Source organism: Morganella sp. Je.2.23, assembly GCF_051129855.1.
Classification (GTDB): Bacteria; Pseudomonadota; Gammaproteobacteria; order Enterobacterales; family Enterobacteriaceae; genus Morganella; species Morganella sibonii.
In genome coordinates this window covers 1,959,692-1,982,187 of record NZ_JBCPSQ010000001.1, presented here as the reverse complement: position 1 = coordinate 1,982,187, position 22,496 = coordinate 1,959,692, and the positions used below count along the sequence as shown (strand labels likewise).

The following is a 22,496-nucleotide window of genomic DNA, read 5'->3' as shown; positions in this document are numbered from 1 at the left end:
GCGGATTTTCGTTACAATGTACAGTTCTCACATTATTACCTGACAATCAACAAAAAGATAAAAGACATGTTTGAAATTAACCCGGTAAAAAATCAGATCCAGGATTTGACTGAACGTACTTCGGTGCTTCGGGGGTATCTTTGACTACGATGCCAAGAAAGAGCGCTTAGAAGAAGTTAACGCCGAGCTGGAACAGCCTGACGTCTGGAATGAACCTGAACGTGCCCAGGCACTCGGTAAGGAACGCGCCTCTCTGGAAGCCATCGTGGAAACCATTGATGACCTTGACCAGGGGCTTGAGGATGTCAGTGGTCTTCTGGAACTCGCTGTCGAAGCGGATGACGAAGAAACCTTTAATGAAGCTGTTGAAGAGCTGAAAGGGCTGGAGGATAAACTCGGCCAGCTGGAATTCCGCCGGATGTTCTCCGGTGAATATGACAGCGCTGACTGCTACCTCGACCTCCAGGCCGGTTCCGGCGGTACAGAAGCTCAGGACTGGGCAAGCATGCTGCTGCGTATGTATCTGCGCTGGGCAGAAAGCCGCGGCTTTAAAACCGAAATTATTGAAGAATCCGACGGTGATGTGGCCGGTCTGAAATCGGCAACGGTTAAGATCATGGGCGAATACGCCTACGGCTGGCTGCGCACAGAAACCGGTGTTCACCGTCTGGTGCGCAAGAGCCCGTTTGACTCAGGCGGCCGCCGCCATACCTCGTTCAGTTCCGCGTTTATTTATCCGGAAGTGGATGATGACATTGATATCGAAATCAATCCGGCGGATATCCGTATTGACGTTTACCGCGCCTCCGGTGCCGGTGGTCAGCACGTCAACAAAACGGAATCTGCGGTGCGTCTTACCCATATTCCGACCGGGATCGTCACTCAGTGTCAGAATGACCGCTCGCAGCATAAGAATAAAGACCAGGCTTTCCGTCAGATGAAAGCAAAACTTTATGAATATGAAATGCAGAAGAAAAACGCCGATAAACAAGAAATGGAAGATAACAAATCCGACATCGGCTGGGGCAGTCAGATCCGTTCTTATGTACTTGATGATTCCCGGATTAAAGATCTCCGTACCGGTGTGGAAACCCGTAATACTCAGGCAGTATTAGACGGTGATCTGGATAAATTTATTGAGGCCAGCTTAAAAGCGGGTTTATAAGGATTAAAAATGTCACAAGATCAACACAGTGCTGAGCAGGCACCTGATTTAAATAACGAATTAAAAACGCGCCGTGAAAAACTGGCACAACTGCGTGAGAAAGAAGCCGTTGCATTCCCGAATGATTTCCGCCGTGATGCGGTATCCGGTGAGCTGCATGAGAAGTATGGCGAAAAAAGCGCGGAAGAGCTGGAAGCCCTGAATATCGAAGTGGCGATTGCCGGCCGTATGATGACCCGCCGTATCATGGGTAAAGCCTCTTTCGCCACCTTACAGGACACTGCGGGCCGTATTCAGATTTACGTTTCCCGTGATGATCTGGCTGAAGGCGTGTACAACGAATCCTTTAAAAAATGGGATCTGGGCGATATCCTCGCGGCACGCGGTAAGTTATTTAAAACCAAAACCGGTGAGCTGACTGTCCACTGTACTGAAGTCCGTCTGCTGACCAAAGCACTGCGTCCGTTACCGGATAAATTCCACGGTCTGAGTGACCAGGAAACCCGCTACCGCCAGCGTTATCTGGATCTTATCGCCAACGATGAATCCCGTAACACCTTCGCGATGCGTTCACGTATCCTGGCTGAAATCCGCAAGTTCATGGTGAACAAAGGATTTATGGAAGTGGAAACCCCGATGATGCAGGTGATCCCGGGCGGGGCAAGTGCGCGTCCGTTTGTCACTCATCACAATGCGCTGGATATCGATATGTATCTGCGTATTGCACCGGAACTGTATCTGAAGCGTCTGGTGGTCGGTGGTTTTGAGCGTGTGTTTGAAATCAACCGTAACTTCCGTAACGAAGGGGTTTCTCCGCGTCACAATCCTGAATTCACCATGATGGAACTTTATATGGCGTATGCCGATTATAAAGACCTGATTGTGCTGACCGAAGAGCTGTTCCGCACCATCGCGCAGGATGTGCTGGGTAACCCGGTCGTGAAATACGGTGACCAGGAGTTCGATTTCGGCAAACCGTTTGCCAAACTCACCATGAAAGAAGCTATCTGCAAATATCGTCCGGAAACCAACATGGCGGATCTGGATGATATGGATAAAGCGGTTGCTATCGCGAAATCCCTGAATATCAAAATTGAAAAATCATGGGGTCTGGGCCGCGTACAGTGTGAAATCTTCGAGGAAGTGGCAGAAAGCCACCTGATCCAGCCGACATTCATCATTGAATATCCGGCAGAAGTCTCTCCGCTGGCACGCCGTAATGACGACAATCCGTTTATCACTGACCGCTTTGAGTTCTTTATCGGCGGCCGTGAAATCGGTAACGGTTTCTCCGAGCTGAACGATGCGGAAGATCAGGCAGAACGTTTTGCCGAGCAGGTTCGTCAGAAGGATGCCGGTGATGATGAAGCGATGTTCTATGACGAAGACTATGTTGTCGCGCTGGAGCACGGTCTGCCGCCGACAGCGGGTCTGGGTATCGGGATCGACCGTATGGTTATGCTGTTTACTGACAGCCACACTATCCGTGACGTTATCCTGTTCCCTGCGATGCGTCCGGGCAAATAATCATTGCAGTAAATGAATACGGAGCCTCACAAGATTGTGGGGCTTTTTTTTCACTATCCTCTTGATATACAAGCTGACCGGCGTATAATCTCACACATCCTGATGCGGGCGTAGTTCAATGGCAGAACGAGAGCTTCCCAAGCTCTATACGAGGGTTCGATTCCCTTCGCCCGCTCCAGACTCAAGTCTCCTGAAGTCTGCCAAACTCAATTTCCCCTTGATAAATCAGCAGTTATAGCAATCTGTTAGTTTGTTGAACTCAATTGTACCCCTTGCTGAGAGGTACTCCCAATGAAGTTAACTGCTCGTCAGGCTGAAACTGTAAAGCCGAAAGAGAAGCCCTGCAAATTTGTCAGTAATGGAGCTAAAATGATTGCGTCTATAAATACCCTTTATGAGCACGTGCTGAAGGGAATGTCTCCATAAGGAAATCGCTGATGCTGAAAGAAAACTTCAACGAACTGCAAATTTTTCTTGTGGTAGCGAGGGAACGAAGTTTTACCAAAGCAGCGGGTAAACTGGGCGTTTCTCAGTCTGCACTCAGCCATGCAGTGAAGGCCCTGGAGGAAAGGCTGAATATCCGCCTTCTGACCCGCACGACCCGAAGCGTAGCCCCTACAGAGGCCGGTGAGCGAATTATTGCCTGCCTTGAACCGCGTATTGCTGATCTTGAGCAGGAGCTGGAATCGCTTATTCAGCTGAACGGCACCGCCTCCGGCAATATCCGTTTATCTGCCGGGGAGCATGCCGCGCGAACCCTGGTATGGCCGAAGCTAAAACCCTTCCTCAGGGAATATCCGGAAATTAATCTCGAACTGGTGGTGGATAACGGCTTTGTCGATATTGTTGAAGGGCGTTTTGATGCCGGGATCCGCCTGGGTGAAAGTGTGGATAAGGATATGATTGCGGTAAGAATTGGGCCGGACATGAGAATGGCAGTGGTGGGAGCTCCGTCCTATTTTGCCGCTAACCCCGCGCCTGAAGCTCCGCACGAGCTACAAAATCACCGTTGTATCAATATGCGGCTGCCAACTGCCGGAGGACTTTACCACTGGGAGTTTGAGAAGGATGGGAAACCGTTACGGGTCAGAGTGGAAGGGCAGGTCACGTTTAATCTGCAGGCTGAAAGGATTGATGCGGCGTTATCCGGTTTTGGCATCGCCTGTATACCCGAAGACAGAGTGCAGGATTATATAAAGTCAGGAGAGCTTATTCAGGTTCTGCAGGACTGGTGTCCGTCTTTCCCCGGATATTATCTTTACTACCCGAGCCGTAAGCAGCATCCGCCCGCTTTTGCGCTGATGATCGATGCACTTCGCTGCCGGGAATAACGGGTCCGCCATTCGCTGCGGACCCGCCCGGGTACTAACGGTCCACGCGAGCCTGATGTTCAGGGGAGTAACGTTCGCCGACGATTTTAATCGTTTCAAGCGCCTTGGTTATCTGTCGCGAATCATCCTGTGAAAGGATGATGTCGGCAGCCCCCAGGTTTTCTTCCAGCCGGTGTAGTTTAGTAGTGCCGGGGATAGGAACAATCCACGGCTTTTGTGCCAGCAGCCATGCGAGCGCGATTTGTGCAGACGTAACGCCTTTCTCTGCCGCCAGTTCACCCAGCAATGAGACCAGCTTTTCATTGGCTTCAATCGCCTGCCCGGCGAAGCGCGGCACGGTGCTGCGGTAATCATCCTTGCCAAAAGTGGTTCCCGGCTTAATCGATCCCGTCAGGAATCCTTTGCCTAATGGGCTGAAGGGCACAAAACCAATACCCAGTTCCTCCAGTAACGGCAGGATCTCCTGCTCAGGCTCGCGCCACCACATGGAGTATTCGCTTTGCAGTGCAGTGACCGGTTGTACGGCATGCGCACGACGAATGGTTTGAGCACCCGCTTCGGACAGACCGAAATGTTTGACCTTGCCTTCCGCGATCAGGTCTTTCACCGTTCCCGCAACATCTTCAATGGGCACATCCGGATCGACACGGTGTTGATACAGCAGATCAATGACATCAGTTTTAAGGCGGCGTAATGATCCTTCCACTGCTTCACGGATATGCTCCGGACGGCTGTTTAAAATCTGATGCTTGTTGTCGTCGCCAAAAGTAAAACCAAACTTAGTGGCGATAACCACGCGGTCACGAAATGGTTTTAAGGCTTCGCCGACCACCTCTTCATTAAGGAAGGGGCCATACACTTCAGCGGTATCGAAGAAGGTGACGCCACGTTCAACCGCTGCGCGAATGAGCCCGATAGCCTGACGGGTATCGGTCGCCGGGCCGTAGCCATGACTGAGGCCCATACAACCGAGTCCAAGTGCGGAGACTTCGGGTCCGGATTTACCCAGATAACGTTTTTGCATTGAATGAATACCTCTTTTTTGTGGCTTAAACATCAAGTTTGCGGCCGGTCAGCCATTCCACCATCGCCGGGTCGCGGTGAGAGAAGAAGGCGCTGGTTGCGGTATCGAGTGCTGTAATTTGCAGCATATCTTCAGAACTGAGTTCAAAACCGGGAATGTTGATGTTCTCTTTCATACGTTCTTTTCTCACCGATTTGGCCAGTGAAACGATGCCCCGCTGGAAGATCCAACGCAGAACCACCTGACCCGCGCTTTTGCCGTACTTCTGACCAATCGCCGTTAACACCGGGTGCCGGAACAGACCATTTTTGCCTTCAGCAAACGGTGCCCAGGCCTCCGGCTGAATACCACGGCTTTGATTCCATGGAACCGCATATAGCTGCTGGTTGAAGGGGTTAACTTCAATCTGGTTCACCGCAGGGGTCACTTTGTTGAAGGCGATAAGGTCGGCCAGCCGGTCTGGATGGAAGTTGCTGACGCCAATGGCGCGAATTTTTCCTGCCTGTTGCAGTTCTTCCATAGCACGCCATGCCCCATGGACATCACCGTAAGGCTGGTGAATCAGATACAGGTCAACGTAGTCAAGTTGCAGCCGATTCAAAGAGCGTTCGAACTGTGCTTTAGCGCCTTCGTAGTTAGTATCCTGCAGCCATAGCTTGGTCGTTACAAAGAGCTCGTTACGGGCGATACCGCTATGTTTCAGTGCGTTACCGACCCGGGTTTCATTCTGGTAAGACGCGGCGGTATCGATCAGGCGGTATCCCGTATCGATGGCATCAATAACGGCTCTTTCGCATTCAGCGGCATCAGACATCTGAAACACACCAAAGCCCAGCAGGGGCATTTCAATACCGTTGTTCAGTTTTACAGTGTGCATGACGTTATCCTTCAGCGGTTGTACCGGAAAAGCATAACGTAAAATGATTTATTCGATTAGACAGGGTAATTAGCTAGGGTTTATCAGATGTGTTCATTAATTCAGAGGGGGATTATGGCCGGCTTTGTATCTGGAGCGGACCTTAACTTCACTGGCATTTTATTCTTCCGGCGCACGCATTTCTTCAGAAAGCCAATCCCTCAGAGCCCGGACTTCAGGGGGATCCTGAGAGCCGGTACGATAAACCAGATCGTATCCTCACTCAGCTTTCAGTTTGTACTGTGGAAATGGTACAACCAGCCTGCCCGCAACTGTATCATCTGCAATCAGAACACTGCGCCCCCGGTGCCACACCGCGATGTGCGCTGAGGTAACCCGGACTACAACCGGGTAACTTTTTCTTCGGGGATGAGTTCACTCCTGCAAAGTACCGCACGGCCTTTTTCAGAATATCCCGCTTTTTCTCAGTACGCTTAAGCTGCGCTTTCAGCCTGAGGAGGGTATCCGGTAAATCCTGCGCATGAGTGGTTTACGGAACATGATGTTTATGCTCATATCAGGGGATATGCGGTCAGAATAAAATAGATGGACAGACAGAATATGAAAATTTTTACATGGTTATTTCTTTATTTTATTGCGGCTGAATCTTTCGCTGCTGTTGATTATGACGCTATGTTAGCGGAAATCAGGAGTAAGCCTGAATACATCCTGTTGCTCCCCGACGCTCAAAAAGGAGACCCGGTTGCTCAAAAAAAAATCGGCGATATATATAATGAAGGTGATGGCGTTTTTGCGTTCCCGGATCAGGCACTTTACTGGTATGAAAAAGCCGGAATACAGGGGAATTTAACTGCTCAGATACAGGCCGGTGACTTCTATTATTCAGGAACAGGTGTTCATAAAAATTATTTTCTTGCAAAAAAATGGTACGAAAAGGCCGCTAATCAGGGAAATGCAAGGGCACAAATAAGCCTTGGTAATTTATATTCCACAGGTGGTTCTTTTTTTCCGAAAAATAAACTAAAAGCGAAAAAATGGTATAGCAAGGCTTGTGAGTCAGGGTCTTTTGCAGGTTGTAATTTAAAAAAATCAATTCAGGATAAATGAATATCGTGTTCTGTGTTTGCGGAGTCTGATGTACTGTGCCGCTGCCGCTGCCGCTGCCGCTGCCGCTGCCGCTGCCGCTGCCGCTGCCGCTTCGTGCTGAACAGATATCCTTGTCCCGCGCTTTACCGGCTTTGGTCCGATAGCCTGCCTCATTAATCCGTTCCGCAGTGACACGCCCGCTATCCGCTCTCTCAGACAACACCTGATTCACCACAGCGACGATTGCCGGTTTAATGAATAATTATTCAAAAATAACACTTTATTAATTTTACGAGTTTTCCGGTCATAAAATAGTATTTTCTATAATTTACTGTTTTTGCATCTTAATTTAAAATTAAACTATTGGTGCTATTTGATTAAATATATATATCGTGATTGTATTTTATTGTCTTATAAATAATGAATATAGACCGGATCACTATATTATCAAAAAGTTAGTTATTATCTCTAATATAGACGTAGTAACTATATTAAATATGTATTTATTTTTTAATTTACGTCAATAATATATACAACACGGTATTAACAAAATGAATTTTCATACCAGATAATATTGGTTAAATATATTTTTAAGATTATTATTTTGATGTATATCACGGTATGGTATTTATACTTGGTTATATTGATAATTGTTCGTCAGATAGTCTTAATTTTAAACAGGTGCAAAAATGGAAAACAATAACCGATTTTGGCCGCATATAAGACGTGTCACACACCTTATGATGTTTTCACATCGTTCGTGTTTTGATTTTAATCGTTTTAATGCGCAAAGGTAGTTCCTCTACTGACATCCATGACGTTGTCTGCATATTGCCATCGTATGGATCGTCGACCTCTTTCTCATTATATCCCGCATTTATGTGAGGATATACTGAATTCTGATTGATAATTCATACTCTGGTTTTCATGCATATCAATGTGCAGGTAAACAGCTTTCGTCATTTCCGGCTGCGGCAAAAAAGCCCTTGCTGAGACAGTGAAAGCCGTCAGCCCTGAGCATTGTTTTGACATACGTAATGGCATAAAGAGAAATGTGATTTTTTAACTCAATAATATATTGAGGGAACAAACTCGCATTTATGAAAATAAATAACTGAAATATTTTTTCTGAATATTTCAGCGGGATTTTTTTGCCAAAAATAAAAGGTATGAAAATGAAAAGTTATAAAATAGCTGTCAGCTATGATATGTCTGACTATATTTCAACACACCGGGAATGTGTGGATATCCTGAATACAGATTTTACTGATGTTGCTGTAATCGTTATTTCACTTGATGATATCCGCGACGGAAAGCTGGATTTTATTGAGCAGCACAGTTTTGAACAGCCGGTTTTTGCTGTAATCAGTGATCACGAAGTCATTCCGGCAGATATCATTACACGGTTAACCGGTGTGATTGATTTAAATAAAAAGAACGGTGAGTTATACAGTAAGCAACTGGAAACAGCGGCGCTGAAATATGAAGAAAGTCTGTTACCGCCATTTTTCGGCAGTCTGAAAAAATATGTTGAGCAGGGCAATTCAGCGTTTGATTGTCCCGGACATCAGGGTGGGGAGTTTTTCCGCCGTCACCCGCTGGGTAACCAGTTTGCTGAATATTTCGGTGAAAATTTATTCCGTTCTGATTTATGTAACGCGGATGTCTCCATGGGGGATCTGCTGATTCATGAAGGGGCGCCGTGCGCGGCACAGCAGCATGCGGCAAAAGTCTTTAATGCGGATAAAACCTATTTCGTCCTTAATGGTACGTCGTCTTCAAATAAAGTGGTGCTTAATGCCTTACTGGCGCCGGGTGACCTGGTATTATTTGATCGTAACAACCACAAATCAAATCACCACGGCGCATTAATACAGGCAGGGGCAACACCGGTTTATCTGGAAGCGGCGCGCAACCCGTTCGGATTTATCGGCGGGATTGATGCTCACTGTTTTGAGGAAGATTATCTTCGCGGCTTAATTAAAGAAGTCGCACCTGAACGAACCGGTGAAAAACGTCCGTTCCGCCTGGCCGTTATTCAGCTGGGCACATATGACGGGACAATTTATAACGCACGTCAGGTTGTCGATAAAATCGGTCATTTATGTGACTACATTTTATTTGATTCCGCCTGGGTTGGTTATGAACAGTTTATTCCGATGATGAAAGATTGTTCTCCGCTTTTGCTGGAGCTGAATGAAAATGATCCCGGAATTCTGGTCACACAATCAGTCCATAAACAACAGGCCGGTTTCTCTCAGACATCTCAGATCCATAAAAAAGACAGCCATATTAAAGGCCAGAGCCGTTATGTGAATCATAAGCGTCTGAACAATGCCTTTATGATGCATGCTTCCACCAGCCCGTTCTATCCGCTGTTTGCCGCACTGGATGTGAACGCCAAAATGCATGAAGGGAAATCGGGTAAGCGTTTATGGATGGATTGCGTGAAAACCGGGATTGAAACCCGTAAGTTGCTGCTGAAATCCTGTCAGCATATCCGCCCGTTCATTCCGGAAACTATCGATGGCCGTTCGTGGGGCGATTTTGATACTGATGTGATTGCCGATGATCTCCGGTTCTTCAATTTTGTGCCGGGTGAGCGCTGGCATGCCTTTGAGGGATATGAACAAAATCAGTACTTTGTTGATCCGTGCAAATTACTGCTGACAACGCCGGGTATTGATGCCAAAACCGGTAATTATGAAGCGTTCGGTGTGCCGGCAACGATTCTGGCTAACTATCTGCGTGAAAATAATATCATTCCTGAAAAATGCGATCTTAACTCCATTCTGTTCCTGCTGACACCTGCCGAGAGCATGGCAAAAATGCAGCATCTGGTGGCTCAGATTGCCCGTTTTGAGCAGTTACTGGAACAGGATGCGTCGCTGAAAGAGGTGCTGCCGTCTGTATATCATGCGCATGAAGCCCGTTATCAGGGGTATACCATCCGTCAGTTATGTCAGGAAATGCATGATATGTATGTGAAGTTTAATGTGAAACAACTCCAGAAAGAGATGTTCCGCAAATCACACTTCCCGCAGGTCAGCATGTTGCCGCAGGCAGCGAATATTGCGTTTGTGCGCGGTAATGCGGAACTGGTTGCGGTGGATCAGATTGAAGGCCGTATTGCGGCTGAAGGTGCTCTGCCTTATCCGCCGGGGGTTCTGTGTGTGGTTCCGGGGGAAATCTGGGGCGGCTCTGTGCAGCAATACTTCCTGGCGCTCGAGGAGGGGATTAACCTCTTCCCTGGATTCTCACCGGAATTACAGGGTGTGTATATCCGCTGTGACGAAGATGGCCGTCAGCGGGCATACGGCTATGTAATTAAACACTGAGTTCGTTAATTCGTGCATGACGGAGCGCGGATGAGCGTGCTCCGTCAGCCGGGGAGAAATATGATGAGTGCTTCAAAAAATAAAATGAGCGTATTACAGCTCACTATATTAACTGCTGTGAATATGATGGGGTCCGGCATCATTATGCTGCCGACAAAACTGGCGGAAGTGGGGACGATTTCTATTCTGTCCTGGGTTGTGACCGCCGTCGGCTCTATGGCACTGGCTTATGCATTTGCCAAGTGCGGCATGTACAGCCGCCGCAGCGGAGGGATGGGTGGTTACGCGGAATACGCATTCGGTAAATCCGGTAACTTTATGGCGAATTATACCTATGGTGTTTCTCTGCTGATTGCAAACGTTGCGATCGCGATTTCAGCCGTCGGTTATGGTGCTGAACTGATGGATGCGGCGATGACGCCGCTGGGTATCTGTATTGCCACAATTGTTGTGTTGTGGATTTGTACGGTGGCAAACTTCGGCGGTGCACGGATCACGGGGCGGATCAGCAGTGTGACTGTCTGGGGGGTAATTATTCCGGTTGTTGGTATTTCGGTTATTGGCTGGTGGTGGTTCAGTCCTGAACTGTATGTTAATTCCTGGAACCCGCATAATTTTCCGCTTTTTGAGGCGGTCGGTTCCTCTATTGCGATGACATTATGGGCATTTTTAGGGATGGAATCAGCGTGTGCTAACAGTGAGGCGGTTGATAACCCTGAGAAAAATGTGCCGATTGTGGTATTGGGCGGAACATTAGGCGCCGCGGTTATTTATATCGTATCAACAAACGTTATCGCCGGTATTGTACCGAATATGGATCTGGCAAACTCGACTGCGCCGTTTGGCCTGGCATTCTCACAAATGTTTACGCCGGGTGTGGGTAAAGTTGTTATGGCGCTGATGATTATGTCCTGCTGCGGTTCATTATTAGGCTGGCAGTTCACCATTGCGCAGGTATTTAAATCATCATCTGATTCCGGCTATTTTCCGAAAATCTTTTCTGCTGTTACCAAAGCGGATGCCCCGGTAAAAGGTATGCTGGTTATTGTTATTATTCAGTCTGCACTGTCGCTGATGACCATCAGCCCGTCACTGAATAAACAGTTCAATGTGCTGGTTAACCTGGCGGTTGTTACCAATATTATCCCTTATATCCTTTCCATGGCTGCCATGATTATTCTGCAGAAGGTCGCCAATGTGGATCCTAAGAAAGCACGGACAGGCAATGTGATTGCATTTATCGGTGCTGTTTATAGTTTCTATGCGCTGTATTCATCCGGTGAAGATGCTGTGATGTGGGGGGCGCTTGCCACCTTCCTCGGCTGGACACTGTATGGTTTTGTTTCCCCGCGGTTTGAAATGAAACAAAACCAGGACGTAATGATGAAATAACGAACACTCTCCGGTGGGTTCCTCCCGTGCAGTTACGGCGGGAGGATTTTTTCCTGCAGCGAAACAACCGGAATGTATACGGACAGCAATCTGTCTATTCCGCATAACAGGGATAAAACGTAATGACAGCAATAATGACAAAACCGAAACGGGGACGACCGCCGAAAAACCATGATGCAGGTACTGATGTAAAAGAAATACTGATCCGCAGCGGTACGGAGGTGTTTACCGAAACAGGATATATGACGTCGGATATCAGCGGAATATTAACAAAAGCCGGTGTTCCGAAGGGATCTTTTTATTATTACTTTGGCAGTAAAGAAAATTTTGGTCTGAAAGTGATACGTCATTATGACGACTGTTTTTCTCATCTGCTGGATAAATGTCTGTCTGATACCACATTGCCGCCACCGGAAAGATTACTGACATTTTGCAGTATCACTAAGTCCGGAATGGAAAAATATCACTGGCAGCGCGGGTGTCTGATCGGCAATCTCGGGCAGGAAGTGATCAGTCTGCCGGCCGGGTATTGTGAATTACTCAATGACATTATTACCGGCTGGCAAAAAAAAGTGGAGAATTGTCTGCTGGAAGCGCAGGCGCAAAATCTTATTTCCGGAAATACTGACTGCAGGCAGATGGCTGCCTTTTTCTGGGCGGGCTGGGAAGGGGCGGTCATGCGTGCCAAACTGACCCGCAATGGTGAACCGCTCGATCTGTTTATTAAAATTTTTATGAAGCAGCTACTGGCTGATCAAACATAACAGCCGGGAAAACGCGTGTTCTTCTTATTCTGTCCGGCATAACGCCGGTTTCAGCCCTGTTTTTATCCGGGGTTATTCTGTCTGCGGAATATACCCGGTTATACGGCATTTATCATAACGTCCTCAATTACCCGTATAACATTACAAAATCAGCTGTTACAGCTAAGTTCGTTTATCCTGAACAATGACCGTCTTTACATCCTGACGTCTGTTTTCTCCGGCAGACAGCAATATCATTGGGCTGATACAGACCTAATTAACGTTTTCCGGTTGCTTCTGTTACACCATACTTACTTTCAGCATTTCCTCTCTCAGCCGGGGGTAACGGTACAGAAGTCCCCGGGCTATTTGCGGCGATCACAACATAATAAATACACATAAAATACAGGGGATTACTTTATATTGATGATGATAATGAGAACTGTTAGCATTCATGTCTTATTAGTATGGAGAGCACAAATGAAAATTAAATATCACCTGCTTATTGCCGCGCTGACATCGTTATCTTCGGTATCTTCATTCGCAACAACTTACCCGGTAACAGTCACTGATACCGATGGGCAGACTATAACGCTGAATCATGAACCTAAGCGTGTTGTTCTGCAGGATGGCAGAGATATTATGACTCTGGCATTACTGGACAGAACTAACCCGTTCAAAAGAGTTGTCGCGTGGAATAACAACCTGAAAAAGTCAGATCCGCAGACGATTTTTTTGCTTGAGAAAAAATGGAAGTCCGATATCTCAGAAATTCCGGATATGGGATTTAATGACAAAGGTGAAGTTGATGCTGAGCAGGTGATAGCACAAAAACCGGATGTGCTGATTGCGCAATTGCGGGCAAAACCGGCGCTGGAAGGTGCGGGAGTCATCGCTAAACTGAAGGAAGCCGGTATTCCGGTGATTTACGTCGATACATTCCTCAACCCGGCAGAGAACACAAAAAGCAGTATCTCACTGCTGGGGCTTGCTTTGAATAAGGAATCAGAGGCTAAAGAGTACACTGATTTTTATCAAAGCCACCTGGATACACTGAAAAGTAAAACTGCATCTGTTAAAAATAAGCCCCGGGTATTTATTGAAGCAAAAGCCGGTGCGAATGGCGGGAGTTGCTGCTTTACACATAATAATGCAGGATGGGGCGGAATGGTTCAGGCGGTTGGCGGAGACAATATCGGCAGCCATTTTTTACCCGGTGCATCAGGCGAAATTTCGTTAGAAAAAGTCATTAGTGAAGAACCGGATATATTTATTGTGACAGGCGGTCGCTGGAAAAATAAAAACAGCATAGCAGCCCCATTTGGATACGATGTGACAAAGGAAGAAGTCAGCAGCGGGTTTGAACGATTAAAAGACCGGGTTGGATTCAGTCAGATTACTGCAGTGGAAAATAATCAGTTATATGGTATTTATCATAATTTCTATAATCACCCGTATAATATTGTGGGATTAGAGTTTTTGGCTAAATTTATTTATCCTGAACAATTCCCGTCCTTAAATCCTGATGAGACATACAATCAGATTATCACCCGGTTTACTACGATACCGGTTCATCAGGCAACGTGGGCCGCTAAGTCTGAGTAATTGCCGGTGATAGCTATATTAAGCTCTTAATTCAGGATTAAGGGCTTTTATTTTCTCTGTCAGTCTGTATTTTGATGATGTTCATAAATAATAAAAATAAGTAAGGTAATACAGGGCGTATTTATCTTCCTGATGATGGATATAAAATACACAGCAGAATTCAGCTGATATCATCAGCCGCCGATATAAAAATGTTATCTCTTTGCGGATAACAGGAATTTGCACAGATATACCGGTATACTGGCCGGATTGTGACGGAGAAAACTGCATGACATTAAAAATTATCGGCCTTTTTGTTCTGACCGCACTGGCTGAAATTGCCGGTTGTTACTTTCCGTATTTATGGTTAAAAAAACAGGGGAGTGTATGGTTATTACTTCCTGCTGCTGCCAGTCTGGTTGTATTTGTCTGGCTGCTGACATTGCATCCGGAATCCAGCGGCAGAATTTATGCCTCGTATGGCGGAATCTATGTGGTGACGGCACTGATATGGCTGAGGGTGGTTGATGGTGTATCGCTGTCAGTATCAGACTGGACAGGTGCAGCCGTCGTTCTTGCCGGGGCGGGGATTATTATCAGCGGATGGCGGTGAGGAAATGGCCGGAGAAATATGAAAGTCAGCAAAACGGTTATCATTGTATTGATGTCCGGCATTATGCCGGCTTCTGTCCTGTTTATCTCCGGGGTTATTCTGGCCGCGAATAAAACACCGTATTACGATATTGACCGCGACGGCAAACAGTTCGGAAATTCTGTATTTACATTGTATGACGGCCATGTCTATGCCGCAGTTCCGTCTGACGGGTATTTTTTAATGCCGGATGCGGACCCGGACAGTTTCAGATTGCTGCCTGATGATAACAACTACAATGGCCGGCAATTTGCAGCGGATAAAAATCACGCATGGTGCGGTAATCTTCCCGTCCCGGATTTTAATCCTCAGACCGCCGTCACTATCGGTAATGCTTATTTTACGGATGGCAAAAATACGGTTTTCTGTGCCCCTTATACCCGGATAAATAATGAACTGTCCGGCCTGCAGGAATTGTATCAGGAATGGCGTTACGGCTGGGGACTGAGTGATAAACCGCAGACGTATTATTATCCGCAGCAGCCGTTGCCGCCGTCAGCCACGCCTTACCGGATATTACCGGACTCCGGTCTTATCAGTAACGGAGAAGAGATTTTCTTTGAGGGTAAATTAATGCCGGAGGCAAACCCGGCGACAATACGCCCCGCGGATGTCCGGCAGGATGATAAATCAGTGCGTCAGAGCCGGGTATTTTATCACGACGGAGAATATGTTTATTATCAGCACCATTTATTGCCGCTGAAAGATACAGAATCGCTGTATGGCTTTTACCTCGGCAATTTATTTCAGGAGGCCTATTTATTTGATCCGCAAACCGGCCAGGTGGCCATCAATAATCAGGTATTTCCGCCGGAATATGCGCCTTATAAAGTGATCAGTTTTTATGGTCAGCATGTTAATCAGGGGCTGTTTTTATCCGCGCAGGGCGTTTATTTTTACGACCGGAAAAAAGAGAAAATCCGCCGTGCGGGCGATAATCCGTCATTGCAGGAAAGCTGTCAGGAAATATCACCGCTGATTTTTACCTGCGGTAATGAAACCCGGTATTTGCAGGGTGCGGAACAATGGGGCGACAGGAAATCGCCGGGACTGATTTCCCGCAGTACGGTTCTCCGCCGGCTTAACGATAATATGACCGGCAACTGGGTAAAAATCGGCGATGTTACGTTTCATCATTACGGAGAGGTCTGGCAAAAGGGCGGGCAATATTATTATTTTGATCGTCTGGGTGCGTCACAGCTTATGCGGGGGCCGATTTATCTCATTCCGGATGAGATAACCGCCCGCGCGTTACTGAGTGATGACCTCCGGTTTGACGAACTCCGGAAAATGGCTCATGACGGACGTTTGCAGGACGTTTCCGGTACAGAAATTCTGAAAGCTACCACGCGTTATAAAGAGAGCATGTTCAGTTTCCTGAATTTTTCCGGAGATGATTAATCCGCATTTATGTATTTCCGTGCAATCTGTATAGTTGAGTAAATACAACCGGATAATATTGACTCTGGAGTTAACTCCATACTTATACTTTAATCAGATACAAAAGTACCCGTTAAAATTAACCACCAAAAGTAACTTTATCCATTTAATACGATATTCCCGGAGGGATTATGAAAAAGTTATTATTAGCAGGATTGCTTGGCGGCGCGGTATTTGGTTTATCAGCTAACGTATTGGCAAACGTGAATCATAACAATCAGTCAGCAGGTGGCGGGTTTGCTTCACAGGCGGCACAGGTTGTCAGCGTTTCAAATGCAAATAATCAGCCGGATGACAGCAGAGTGATTATCGAAGGTTTTATTATCAGGAATATCAGCCACAATCTGTATGAGTTTAAAGATGACTCCGGTATTACCCGTGTAAAAATAGATAACGAAAAATGGAACGGAATCAATGTTTCTCCTGAAACTAAAATACGTGTTGAGGGGCGTGTTGATAATCATCTGATTCAGCATGAGATTAATGCAGAACGTGTATCGTTGGCAGAATAACTGAAACCGGTTAAGGCTGTGTTGTTCACAGCCTTAACCCGGATAACAATAACATTACGAAAAGGATAAGCGTAATGAAACTACTGACAAACTTACTCAGATATACATTTTTTCTTGCTGTAATTGCTATTGCTATTGCTTTTGTTTATCGTGATGTACTTTTTCAGTTTTATAACCGGATCGTTTCACAATCCGGTACCATTTCTCAGATAGCTGACAGTATCAGCAGTGTTCTGGCGTATTTTTAGATAACCGGAGTAACTTTACTCCGGCTTTTCCTGTTCCATCTGAAAGGTAATATTATCAATATCATATTTTTCATGAATAGTATCTGTTAATGATTTCCGGATTTTATTATGGTCAGCGCCAGCCTTATATATTATATGAGCAGTTAATACATAATGGCTCTGTGTTAATGCCCACAAATGGACATTATGAGCCCCGGCGATATCCTCATTACTGTTTATCTCATTAATAATATCATTGATACTGATATTCTCCGGTGTACCCTGTAATAATATATTGATACAGGATTTTAACAGAATCCAGGTTCTCGGAAAAACCATAAAGCCGATAAAGACGGCAATAACAGAATCGACGATTAACCAGCCTGTCAGCCAGATAATGACCGCACCGGCAATAACGCCGACTGAGCCCAGCATATCTGCCCAGACTTCAAGATAGGCGCCTTTAACATTCAGACTCTCTTCTTTGCTGTTTTTCAGAAGCTGCATGGCAATCAGATTAATGATCAGACCGGCAGTGGCAATAATCAGCATACCGACAGACTGAATATCCGGGGTTGCGGAGAATCTGCGGTAGGCTTCATATAATACGTAGAATGCGACGGCCAGTAAAATAAGGGCATTCATCATCGCGGCAAGAATTTCAAAACGGACATAACCGTATGTTTTGAGATAATCAGCGGCTTTTTTTCCTGCACGGATGGCAATCAGTGCCAGTAACAGAGCGAATGCATCTGTCATCATATGCATGGCATCTGAAATAAGGGCGAGGCTGCCGGTAAGATAACCGCCAATAAATTCCACCAGCATAAAAGAAAATGTTAATGCAAATGCAATAAGTAATCGTGATTCCGGCAGTGATTTTATATTACCGTGCTCATGTTTTTCACTCATGGGGTTTTTCCTTATGATTTTTGTCTTCCTGTCTGACTTATTACAGAATAATACGAAAGGGGAACCGGTTCCGGGCGGGAAATCACGATGCTATTATGCTGATTATTTTTTGAATTATCAGGATTTAAAAAAATATTGCGGTATTGAGAATAAATTGCATTTGACAAATGCATTCAGATTCATAGAATAGCGCCATCAACGGTCAATTCTCTGACCCGTAAGCGTTTACGTTAATCAACGCATGTAACTTTGTACATTACAACGGTTATGTGTTGTTGTGTCGTCACTATACGGAGTCATCTATGTCTTTTCAGGACAAAAATTATATTTTAGGTTTCCCTAAGCTGCCTCAGCGTGCGTTAATCTTTCTGGTTCCTTTTTTCTTATCGTTGGTGATGAGCGGTATTGTCTCTTTTATCAGTACGGTCAAAGCGCTGGGTTTTTCCTGGCAACTGGTTTCCCCGTGGCTGACATCATGGGGTATATCCTGGGCCATTGCATTTCCGACAGTATTATTTGTTCTGCCGTTTGCCCGTAAATTATCGCTGTTACTGGTCAGAAGCTCATAATTACAAAATCTGAATCCCCAGCCATTGCCGGAATTGTTTTTTTCCTTTTCCGGTGATCGTCACTTCACGATAGCCCGGTGTGCGGGTCAGCCAGCCCTGTTGTTCACAATGTGTGAAAAGGGCGGCGCCCAGATAGCCGCCGAGGTGAAACCGGCGTTCACTCCAGTCCAGACAGCCGCAGCAGAAAACCCGTTTCACGGTGTGTGCGGGCGGCAGACCAAGTGTTATCAGCGCGGATTCACCTGATGCTGTCAGTGCGGTTCCGTCAGCGGTTATCCAGCCTTTTTCCTGCATCGCATCATATACAGCAACAGCAGTTTCGCCGGCCAGATGGTCATAACAGGTTCTGGCCTGCCGTAAATGTACCGGTGCAGAGGACTTGCGGATAGCGGCTGTCACCGGAATCCCGGTAAGATTCATCATTTTTTCGATGAATTCAGCCACGTTTAATCCGGCAAGCTGATAATAGCGGTGACGCCCCTGCGGTATACAGATGATCAATTTTCCGGTGACCAGTTTTGTCAGATGCGCGCTGGCCGTTGACGCACTGATATCTGCGGCAATACTCAGTTCAGTTGCGGTCCGGGCCCGGCCATCCATCAGGGCGCAGAGCATGCGGATACGGGACGGATCGGCAAGGGCGGCTGCCACACCGGCGAGAGCGGTTTCTAATTCCGGAATGTGTTCTTCTGACATATCACCTCCGCAGATTATTCCTGCCCGAACTCATATTCACGGCTGATTTCAGCAATACGTATTCGGTAAAATGAGAAAATATCCGCTTTGCCTTCTTCCTGTGCCTGCCGGTGTTGCAGGTTTTGTTTCCACTTCAGCAGAGAGGCTTCATCTTCCCATAATGAGAGCGACAATAATTTGCCCGGTGTACTCAGGCTGGCAAAGCGTTCAATGGAGATAAAGCCCTCTGCGTCACTGAGCAGCGGGCGCAGCCCGGCGGCAATATCCAGGTAACGGGATTGCTTATCTTCCGGCATACTGACTTCAAAAATAACGGCAAACATGAGTGCCTCCTTATGTGTTGAGGATAATCATAACGGAAGCACAGAAAAAACACTTCGCTGAACAACGAAATATGAAAAATTATGGCCGGTAGCGGACACCGATAGCCAGCAAAATTAAGATCACGCCGGTTATCTGCATCACCAGATGTGACGGCATGCCGTGCTGTATAATATCGATAATAAAACCGGATAATACCTGACCGCCGATAGCCAGAATGGTGGTCAGTGCAGCGCCGAGCAGCGGCAGGATATAACTGTTTATCACCACAAAACAGGCGCCGATAATGCCGCCGCTAAATGCGATCAGCGGAATGCTGTTCAGCGTGACGGGGAACTGCGGCAGGTAAAATAACACAACCACACTCAGGAAGATAAATCCGGCGACATGATTAACCAGTGAAGCATAAAACGCATTACTGCTCTGAGATAATCTGCCGTTGATACTGCGGCTGAAAATAATACAAATGCCATTTGTCAGCGCGATAGTAATATAAAACAGTAACATGATTATTTTCCTGCAATGATCAGAATACAGCCGCTGAATAACAGCAGCAGTGTCAGCCCGTCACGGCCGGTCACTTTGCGCTGTGCCAGTCCCATCAGGCCGAAATGGTCGATAATCAGGCCGGTAACTATCTGTCCGGCAAGCATCAGCACAATCGAACCGGAGAGTGACAGCGGGCTGTTAACAGTGATCGCCGCCAGCAGGACGGTAAACGCACCGGGTATCCCGCCGAGATAGCACCACAACGGAATTTTTTTGCCGGTGCGGCGCTGCGGCAGGTGTGTTTTCACTGTCAGCCAGATTATCAGGGCAACAACCGCGCCGGTACCGTGTGTCAGCCAGGAGGCGTGTAACGGAGAGGTAAAGGTGGATAAATAGCTGTTGCTCATAATCATCAGAGTGAGTAATACCCCGGAAAGTAAAGCAATCAGCGGTAACAAAATCTCTTTTTTCATCGTTATTTTTCGCATCGTTATTTTTCAAATTGTTATCTTTCACATTATTGCGGACAAACAAAGTATAAAGATTGCCGGTGATTGTAATAAACGCTATAAAGAGAAAAACAGAGTTTCCTGCAGGTTGACAAATAAGGCGCATCTATGGATTTTTCGCTTTTACCGGTGTTCATCGCAATTACAGAGCAGGGAAGTCTGACAAAGGCGGCGGACTATCTGCACATGACCAAATCGGCGGTCAGTAAAAAGCTGGCAGCGCTGGAAACACAAACCGGCATCCGTCTGGTTACCCGCACCACACGCCATTTACAGCTGACAGAAGCCGGGCAGCTTTATTACACCTATCTGAAAAAAGCCCATCAGGCTGTGCTGGATGGACAGGATGCGTTGTCGCATTACAGCCGTGAAGTTGACGGCACACTGAAAATCAGTGCCCCGGCGGTGTTCGGCAGTCTGCATCTGGCAAAAATTATGCCTGCTTTTTTACAGCGCTGGCCGTCATTGCAGGCGGAAATGGTGTTTGATGACAAACTGACGGATCTGGTCGGGGAAGGGTTTGATTTGGCTGTCCGGATCGGGGAATTGCAGGACTCCTCTCTGATTGCCAGGGTGTTATCGCCCTGCCGCAGTGTGTTGTGCGCGTCTCCCGCGTATCTGGCACAGCACGGCACACCTCTGAATCTGACGGAGCTGAAGTCGCATAACTGCCTGTTTTACAGCTATTTTCAGGCCGGACAGTCGTGGACGTTTCTGCACAGGGGAGAGATGGTGCGTTTTGTTCCGCAGGGCACACTGCGGGCCAACAACAGTCTGGCACTGCATCAGGCGGTGTTACAGGGAACGGGGATTTGTCAGCTGCCGCAGTTTATCGCGGCACCGGATCTCCGCGCCGGGCGTCTGATGCCGCTGTTACCTGAATACCCGCTGCCGTTGCATCATATCTATGCGGTTTATCCGGATCGTGATTATCTGCCGAAAAAAGTCTCCGCATTTTTACAGTTTTTGCAGGATGAACTGGGTACGGAAGGGCACTATCAGAAAGAATATGAACAGGATCTATCCTTTTTTAAGGCAGCGGAATAAAAACCGGCTACATTGGGTAAGGTAATCAGCCTGCTGTTTATATCATTTATTTTAATCTCACTGAGAGGGGTTATATGTCTCTGCAATTATGGATCGCCAATAAAAATTACTCTTCCTGGTCGCTGAGACCCTGGTTTTTACTGAAAGCCCTGAATATCCCGTTTGATGAACAACTGGCCACCTTTGTGCCGGGCTGCAGCAGTTATGAGAAATTTATCCGTTTTTCCCCGTCCGGACTGGTGCCGTGCCTGGTGACAGCGGAGACCACGGTCTGGGATTCTCTGGCAATCTGTGAATATATTGCGGAGGATTATCCGCAGACCTGGCCGGCGGAAAAAACCGCCCGTGCATGGGCGCGCTCTGCCGCGGCAGAAATGCATTCCGGGTTTACCACGCTGCGCCGCGAGTGCCCGCTGAACTCCACAGAAAGCCGCCCGGCCGCAGAGATGACACCGGAATTACAGAAAGAGTGTCAGCGTCTGGATCAGCTCTGGTGTGAGGGATTAACCCGGTTCGGCGGCCCGTGGCTGGCAGGGAATAATATCAGCGCGGCAGATGCTTTTTATGTGCCGGTGGCCCTGCGCGCACGGACTTATCAGCTGCCGTTTTCAGCAGCGGCACAGGCGTGGATTGATCGGATCCTTGCGCATCCTGCCATCATTGAGTGGTGTGAAGCGGCAGCGAAAGAAGCGAAAATCGACCACGACTGAATCAGGAAGGGCGGGGGTTATCCGCCCTGATTGTTACTTAACGGCGCTGTCCATCAGGAGAAAACGCGGTTCAGCACGCTGATACTGATTAATGGCGGGCACCAGACGGCGGAAGTGTTCACTGGCGCAATGGGTATCCAGCGCGGCCTGATCCGGCCAGGTTTCGATAAAAATAAAATGCCCCGGGTCTTTCTGATCGACAAACAGATCATAACTGATACACAGCGGCTCACGGCGGGTGGCGGCAACCAGTTCTTCATACATCGGCATCAGGATCTCAACAGCATCCGGCTGCATAAAATCTTCAGCAATTACTTTTAACATCGCGTTCTCCTTGTCCGGTGC

Annotated in this window: 24 protein-coding genes and 1 tRNA gene; 16 read left to right on the top strand and 9 right to left on the bottom strand. The window is 47.2% G+C overall.

Annotated features, from left to right (window positions below):
* Window positions 1–66 precede the first annotated feature (66 nt).
* The 4 genes from prfB to AAZR23_RS09915 all read left to right on the top strand — a co-directional run bounded on the left by prfB (window position 67) and on the right by AAZR23_RS09915 (window position 4,023).
* Window positions 67–1,165, top strand: a protein-coding gene (prfB, locus tag AAZR23_RS09930; protein ID WP_096862115.1) for a peptide chain release factor 2 whose coding sequence is annotated in 2 segments (ribosomal slippage) — window positions 67–141 and window positions 143–1,165 — 1,098 coding nt in all. Because the reading frame shifts where the segments join, the coding sequence is not laid out codon by codon here.
* Window positions 1,166–1,174: 9 nt separating this feature from the next.
* Window positions 1,175–2,692 carry a lysine--tRNA ligase gene (gene lysS, locus AAZR23_RS09925; protein ID WP_052926857.1) on the top strand — a complete coding sequence of 506 codons (1,518 nt, stop codon included), beginning with the start codon at window positions 1,175–1,177 and terminating at the stop codon, window positions 2,690–2,692.
* Window positions 2,693–2,796: 104 nt separating this feature from the next.
* Window positions 2,797–2,870: transfer RNA gene (locus tag AAZR23_RS09920), tRNA-Gly, on the top strand.
* A 259-nt stretch (window positions 2,871–3,129) separates the two neighbouring features.
* Window positions 3,130–4,023, top strand: a complete 894-nt coding sequence (locus tag AAZR23_RS09915; RefSeq protein WP_434692196.1) for a LysR family transcriptional regulator — start codon at window positions 3,130–3,132, stop codon at window positions 4,021–4,023.
* Window positions 4,024–4,057: 34 nt separating this feature from the next.
* Here AAZR23_RS09915 and AAZR23_RS09910 read toward each other — a convergent pair whose 3' ends face one another.
* Together AAZR23_RS09910 and AAZR23_RS09905 are read right to left on the bottom strand one after the other, a co-directional pair.
* A complete protein-coding gene (locus tag AAZR23_RS09910; protein WP_434692194.1) occupies window positions 4,058–5,047 on the bottom strand; it encodes an aldo/keto reductase in 990 nt (329 codons plus the stop codon).
* A 25-nt stretch (window positions 5,048–5,072) separates the two neighbouring features.
* The gene (locus tag AAZR23_RS09905; protein WP_218426481.1) at window positions 5,073–5,924 is read right to left on the bottom strand and encodes an aldo/keto reductase; all 852 of its coding nucleotides are present in this window, start codon (window positions 5,922–5,924) and stop codon (window positions 5,073–5,075) included.
* 600 nt (window positions 5,925–6,524) lie between these two features.
* Here AAZR23_RS09905 and AAZR23_RS09900 point away from each other — a divergent pair.
* The gene (locus tag AAZR23_RS09900; protein WP_434692191.1) at window positions 6,525–7,031 is read left to right on the top strand and encodes a tetratricopeptide repeat protein; all 507 of its coding nucleotides are present in this window, start codon (window positions 6,525–6,527) and stop codon (window positions 7,029–7,031) included.
* Here AAZR23_RS09900 and AAZR23_RS09895 read toward each other — a convergent pair.
* Window positions 7,014–7,184: a hypothetical protein gene (locus AAZR23_RS09895; RefSeq protein WP_434692188.1), complete on the bottom strand. Its 171-nt coding sequence runs from the start codon at window positions 7,182–7,184 to the stop codon at window positions 7,014–7,016. The two genes, AAZR23_RS09900 and AAZR23_RS09895, sit on opposite strands and share 18 nt — an antisense overlap.
* Window positions 7,185–7,699: 515 nt before the next feature.
* Between AAZR23_RS09895 and speFL the strand changes: the two genes are divergently transcribed.
* The 8 genes from speFL to AAZR23_RS09855 all read left to right on the top strand — a co-directional run bounded on the left by speFL (window position 7,700) and on the right by AAZR23_RS09855 (window position 16,671).
* On the top strand, window positions 7,700–7,807 hold the full coding sequence (speFL, locus tag AAZR23_RS09890) for a leader peptide SpeFL (protein WP_107678959.1): 108 nt from the start codon (window positions 7,700–7,702) through the stop codon (window positions 7,805–7,807).
* Between the two features lie 378 nt (window positions 7,808–8,185).
* A complete protein-coding gene (gene speF, locus AAZR23_RS09885) occupies window positions 8,186–10,348 on the top strand; it encodes an ornithine decarboxylase SpeF (protein ID WP_434692186.1) in 2,163 nt (720 codons plus the stop codon).
* Window positions 10,349–10,411: 63 nt separating this feature from the next.
* A complete protein-coding gene (gene potE, locus AAZR23_RS09880) occupies window positions 10,412–11,740 on the top strand; it encodes a putrescine-ornithine antiporter (RefSeq protein ID WP_434692439.1) in 1,329 nt (442 codons plus the stop codon).
* A 122-nt stretch (window positions 11,741–11,862) separates the two neighbouring features.
* Window positions 11,863–12,504 (top strand): acrylate utilization transcriptional regulator AcuR, encoded by a 642-nt coding sequence (acuR, locus tag AAZR23_RS09875; RefSeq protein ID WP_434692184.1) that lies wholly within the window; start codon window positions 11,863–11,865, stop codon window positions 12,502–12,504.
* A gap of 459 nt (window positions 12,505–12,963) precedes the next feature.
* Window positions 12,964–14,088 (top strand): ABC transporter substrate-binding protein, encoded by a 1,125-nt coding sequence (locus tag AAZR23_RS09870; RefSeq protein WP_046894438.1) that lies wholly within the window; start codon window positions 12,964–12,966, stop codon window positions 14,086–14,088.
* A gap of 268 nt (window positions 14,089–14,356) precedes the next feature.
* Complete coding sequence (locus AAZR23_RS09865; RefSeq protein WP_166708295.1) at window positions 14,357–14,680, top strand: YnfA family protein; 324 nt, start codon at window positions 14,357–14,359, stop codon at window positions 14,678–14,680.
* Between the two features lie 18 nt (window positions 14,681–14,698).
* Window positions 14,699–16,120 carry a DKNYY domain-containing protein gene (locus tag AAZR23_RS09860; RefSeq protein WP_434692182.1) on the top strand — a complete coding sequence of 474 codons (1,422 nt, stop codon included), beginning with the start codon at window positions 14,699–14,701 and terminating at the stop codon, window positions 16,118–16,120.
* A gap of 170 nt (window positions 16,121–16,290) precedes the next feature.
* Window positions 16,291–16,671 carry a NirD/YgiW/YdeI family stress tolerance protein gene (locus AAZR23_RS09855; protein WP_046894434.1) on the top strand — a complete coding sequence of 127 codons (381 nt, stop codon included), beginning with the start codon at window positions 16,291–16,293 and terminating at the stop codon, window positions 16,669–16,671.
* A 263-nt stretch (window positions 16,672–16,934) separates the two neighbouring features.
* Here AAZR23_RS09855 and AAZR23_RS09850 read toward each other — a convergent pair whose 3' ends face one another.
* Entirely contained in the window at window positions 16,935–17,810 is an 876-nt protein-coding gene (locus AAZR23_RS09850; RefSeq protein ID WP_166708292.1) for a cation diffusion facilitator family transporter, read from the bottom strand.
* 302 nt (window positions 17,811–18,112) lie between these two features.
* Here AAZR23_RS09850 and AAZR23_RS09845 point away from each other — a divergent pair, with 302 nt between their 5' ends.
* Window positions 18,113–18,379 (top strand): DUF2798 domain-containing protein, encoded by a 267-nt coding sequence (locus AAZR23_RS09845; protein ID WP_046894432.1) that lies wholly within the window; start codon window positions 18,113–18,115, stop codon window positions 18,377–18,379.
* Here AAZR23_RS09845 and AAZR23_RS09840 read toward each other — a convergent pair whose 3' ends face one another.
* The 4 genes from AAZR23_RS09840 to AAZR23_RS09825 form a co-directional block, all read right to left on the bottom strand.
* Window positions 18,380–19,075 carry an ArsR/SmtB family transcription factor gene (locus AAZR23_RS09840; RefSeq protein WP_218426476.1) on the bottom strand — a complete coding sequence of 232 codons (696 nt, stop codon included), beginning with the start codon at window positions 19,073–19,075 and terminating at the stop codon, window positions 18,380–18,382. It lies immediately after the preceding gene.
* A gap of 14 nt (window positions 19,076–19,089) precedes the next feature.
* Window positions 19,090–19,398, bottom strand: a complete 309-nt coding sequence (locus AAZR23_RS09835) for an antibiotic biosynthesis monooxygenase family protein (protein WP_107680026.1) — start codon at window positions 19,396–19,398, stop codon at window positions 19,090–19,092.
* Between the two features lie 79 nt (window positions 19,399–19,477).
* Window positions 19,478–19,903, bottom strand: a complete 426-nt coding sequence (locus AAZR23_RS09830) for a DMT family transporter (protein WP_434692176.1) — start codon at window positions 19,901–19,903, stop codon at window positions 19,478–19,480.
* A 2-nt stretch (window positions 19,904–19,905) separates the two neighbouring features.
* A complete protein-coding gene (locus AAZR23_RS09825; protein WP_434692173.1) occupies window positions 19,906–20,358 on the bottom strand; it encodes a DMT family transporter in 453 nt (150 codons plus the stop codon).
* Window positions 20,359–20,502: 144 nt separating this feature from the next.
* On the opposite strand from AAZR23_RS09825, the gene AAZR23_RS09820 reads away from it, so the two are divergent.
* Window positions 20,503–21,441, top strand: coding sequence for a LysR family transcriptional regulator (locus AAZR23_RS09820; RefSeq protein ID WP_434692171.1), 939 nt, complete (start codon window positions 20,503–20,505; stop codon window positions 21,439–21,441).
* 74 nt (window positions 21,442–21,515) lie between these two features.
* The gene (locus AAZR23_RS09815) at window positions 21,516–22,151 is read left to right on the top strand and encodes a glutathione S-transferase family protein (RefSeq protein ID WP_434692169.1); all 636 of its coding nucleotides are present in this window, start codon (window positions 21,516–21,518) and stop codon (window positions 22,149–22,151) included.
* Between the two features lie 33 nt (window positions 22,152–22,184).
* Here AAZR23_RS09815 and AAZR23_RS09810 read toward each other — a convergent pair whose 3' ends face one another.
* Window positions 22,185–22,475, bottom strand: a complete 291-nt coding sequence (locus AAZR23_RS09810; protein WP_107680040.1) for a putative quinol monooxygenase — start codon at window positions 22,473–22,475, stop codon at window positions 22,185–22,187.
* Window positions 22,476–22,496 lie beyond the last annotated feature (21 nt).

Coding starts and splice junctions, on each gene's coding strand:
- AAZR23_RS09815 (WP_434692169.1), top strand. CDS start 21,516: ATGTCTCTGCAATTATGGATCGCCAATAAAAATTACTCTTCCTGGTCG.
- AAZR23_RS09895 (WP_434692188.1), bottom strand. CDS start 7,184: ATGAGGCAGGCTATCGGACCAAAGCCGGTAAAGCGCGGGACAAGGATA.
- AAZR23_RS09905 (WP_218426481.1), bottom strand. CDS start 5,924: ATGCACACTGTAAAACTGAACAACGGTATTGAAATGCCCCTGCTGGGC.
- lysS (WP_052926857.1), top strand. CDS start 1,175: ATGTCACAAGATCAACACAGTGCTGAGCAGGCACCTGATTTAAATAAC.
- AAZR23_RS09825 (WP_434692173.1), bottom strand. CDS start 20,358: ATGAAAAAAGAGATTTTGTTACCGCTGATTGCTTTACTTTCCGGGGTA.
- AAZR23_RS09900 (WP_434692191.1), top strand. CDS start 6,525: ATGAAAATTTTTACATGGTTATTTCTTTATTTTATTGCGGCTGAATCT.
- AAZR23_RS09850 (WP_166708292.1), bottom strand. CDS start 17,810: ATGAGTGAAAAACATGAGCACGGTAATATAAAATCACTGCCGGAATCA.
- speF (WP_434692186.1), top strand. CDS start 8,186: ATGAAAAGTTATAAAATAGCTGTCAGCTATGATATGTCTGACTATATT.
- AAZR23_RS09865 (WP_166708295.1), top strand. CDS start 14,357: ATGACATTAAAAATTATCGGCCTTTTTGTTCTGACCGCACTGGCTGAA.
- AAZR23_RS09845 (WP_046894432.1), top strand. CDS start 18,113: ATGTCTTTTCAGGACAAAAATTATATTTTAGGTTTCCCTAAGCTGCCT.
- potE (WP_434692439.1), top strand. CDS start 10,412: ATGAGTGCTTCAAAAAATAAAATGAGCGTATTACAGCTCACTATATTA.
- AAZR23_RS09860 (WP_434692182.1), top strand. CDS start 14,699: ATGAAAGTCAGCAAAACGGTTATCATTGTATTGATGTCCGGCATTATG.
- AAZR23_RS09870 (WP_046894438.1), top strand. CDS start 12,964: ATGAAAATTAAATATCACCTGCTTATTGCCGCGCTGACATCGTTATCT.
- AAZR23_RS09855 (WP_046894434.1), top strand. CDS start 16,291: ATGAAAAAGTTATTATTAGCAGGATTGCTTGGCGGCGCGGTATTTGGT.
- AAZR23_RS09915 (WP_434692196.1), top strand. CDS start 3,130: ATGCTGAAAGAAAACTTCAACGAACTGCAAATTTTTCTTGTGGTAGCG.
- acuR (WP_434692184.1), top strand. CDS start 11,863: ATGACAGCAATAATGACAAAACCGAAACGGGGACGACCGCCGAAAAAC.
- AAZR23_RS09910 (WP_434692194.1), bottom strand. CDS start 5,047: ATGCAAAAACGTTATCTGGGTAAATCCGGACCCGAAGTCTCCGCACTT.
- AAZR23_RS09830 (WP_434692176.1), bottom strand. CDS start 19,903: ATGTTACTGTTTTATATTACTATCGCGCTGACAAATGGCATTTGTATT.
- speFL (WP_107678959.1), top strand. CDS start 7,700: ATGGAAAACAATAACCGATTTTGGCCGCATATAAGACGTGTCACACAC.
- AAZR23_RS09840 (WP_218426476.1), bottom strand. CDS start 19,075: ATGTCAGAAGAACACATTCCGGAATTAGAAACCGCTCTCGCCGGTGTG.
- AAZR23_RS09835 (WP_107680026.1), bottom strand. CDS start 19,398: ATGTTTGCCGTTATTTTTGAAGTCAGTATGCCGGAAGATAAGCAATCC.
- AAZR23_RS09810 (WP_107680040.1), bottom strand. CDS start 22,475: ATGTTAAAAGTAATTGCTGAAGATTTTATGCAGCCGGATGCTGTTGAG.
- AAZR23_RS09820 (WP_434692171.1), top strand. CDS start 20,503: ATGGATTTTTCGCTTTTACCGGTGTTCATCGCAATTACAGAGCAGGGA.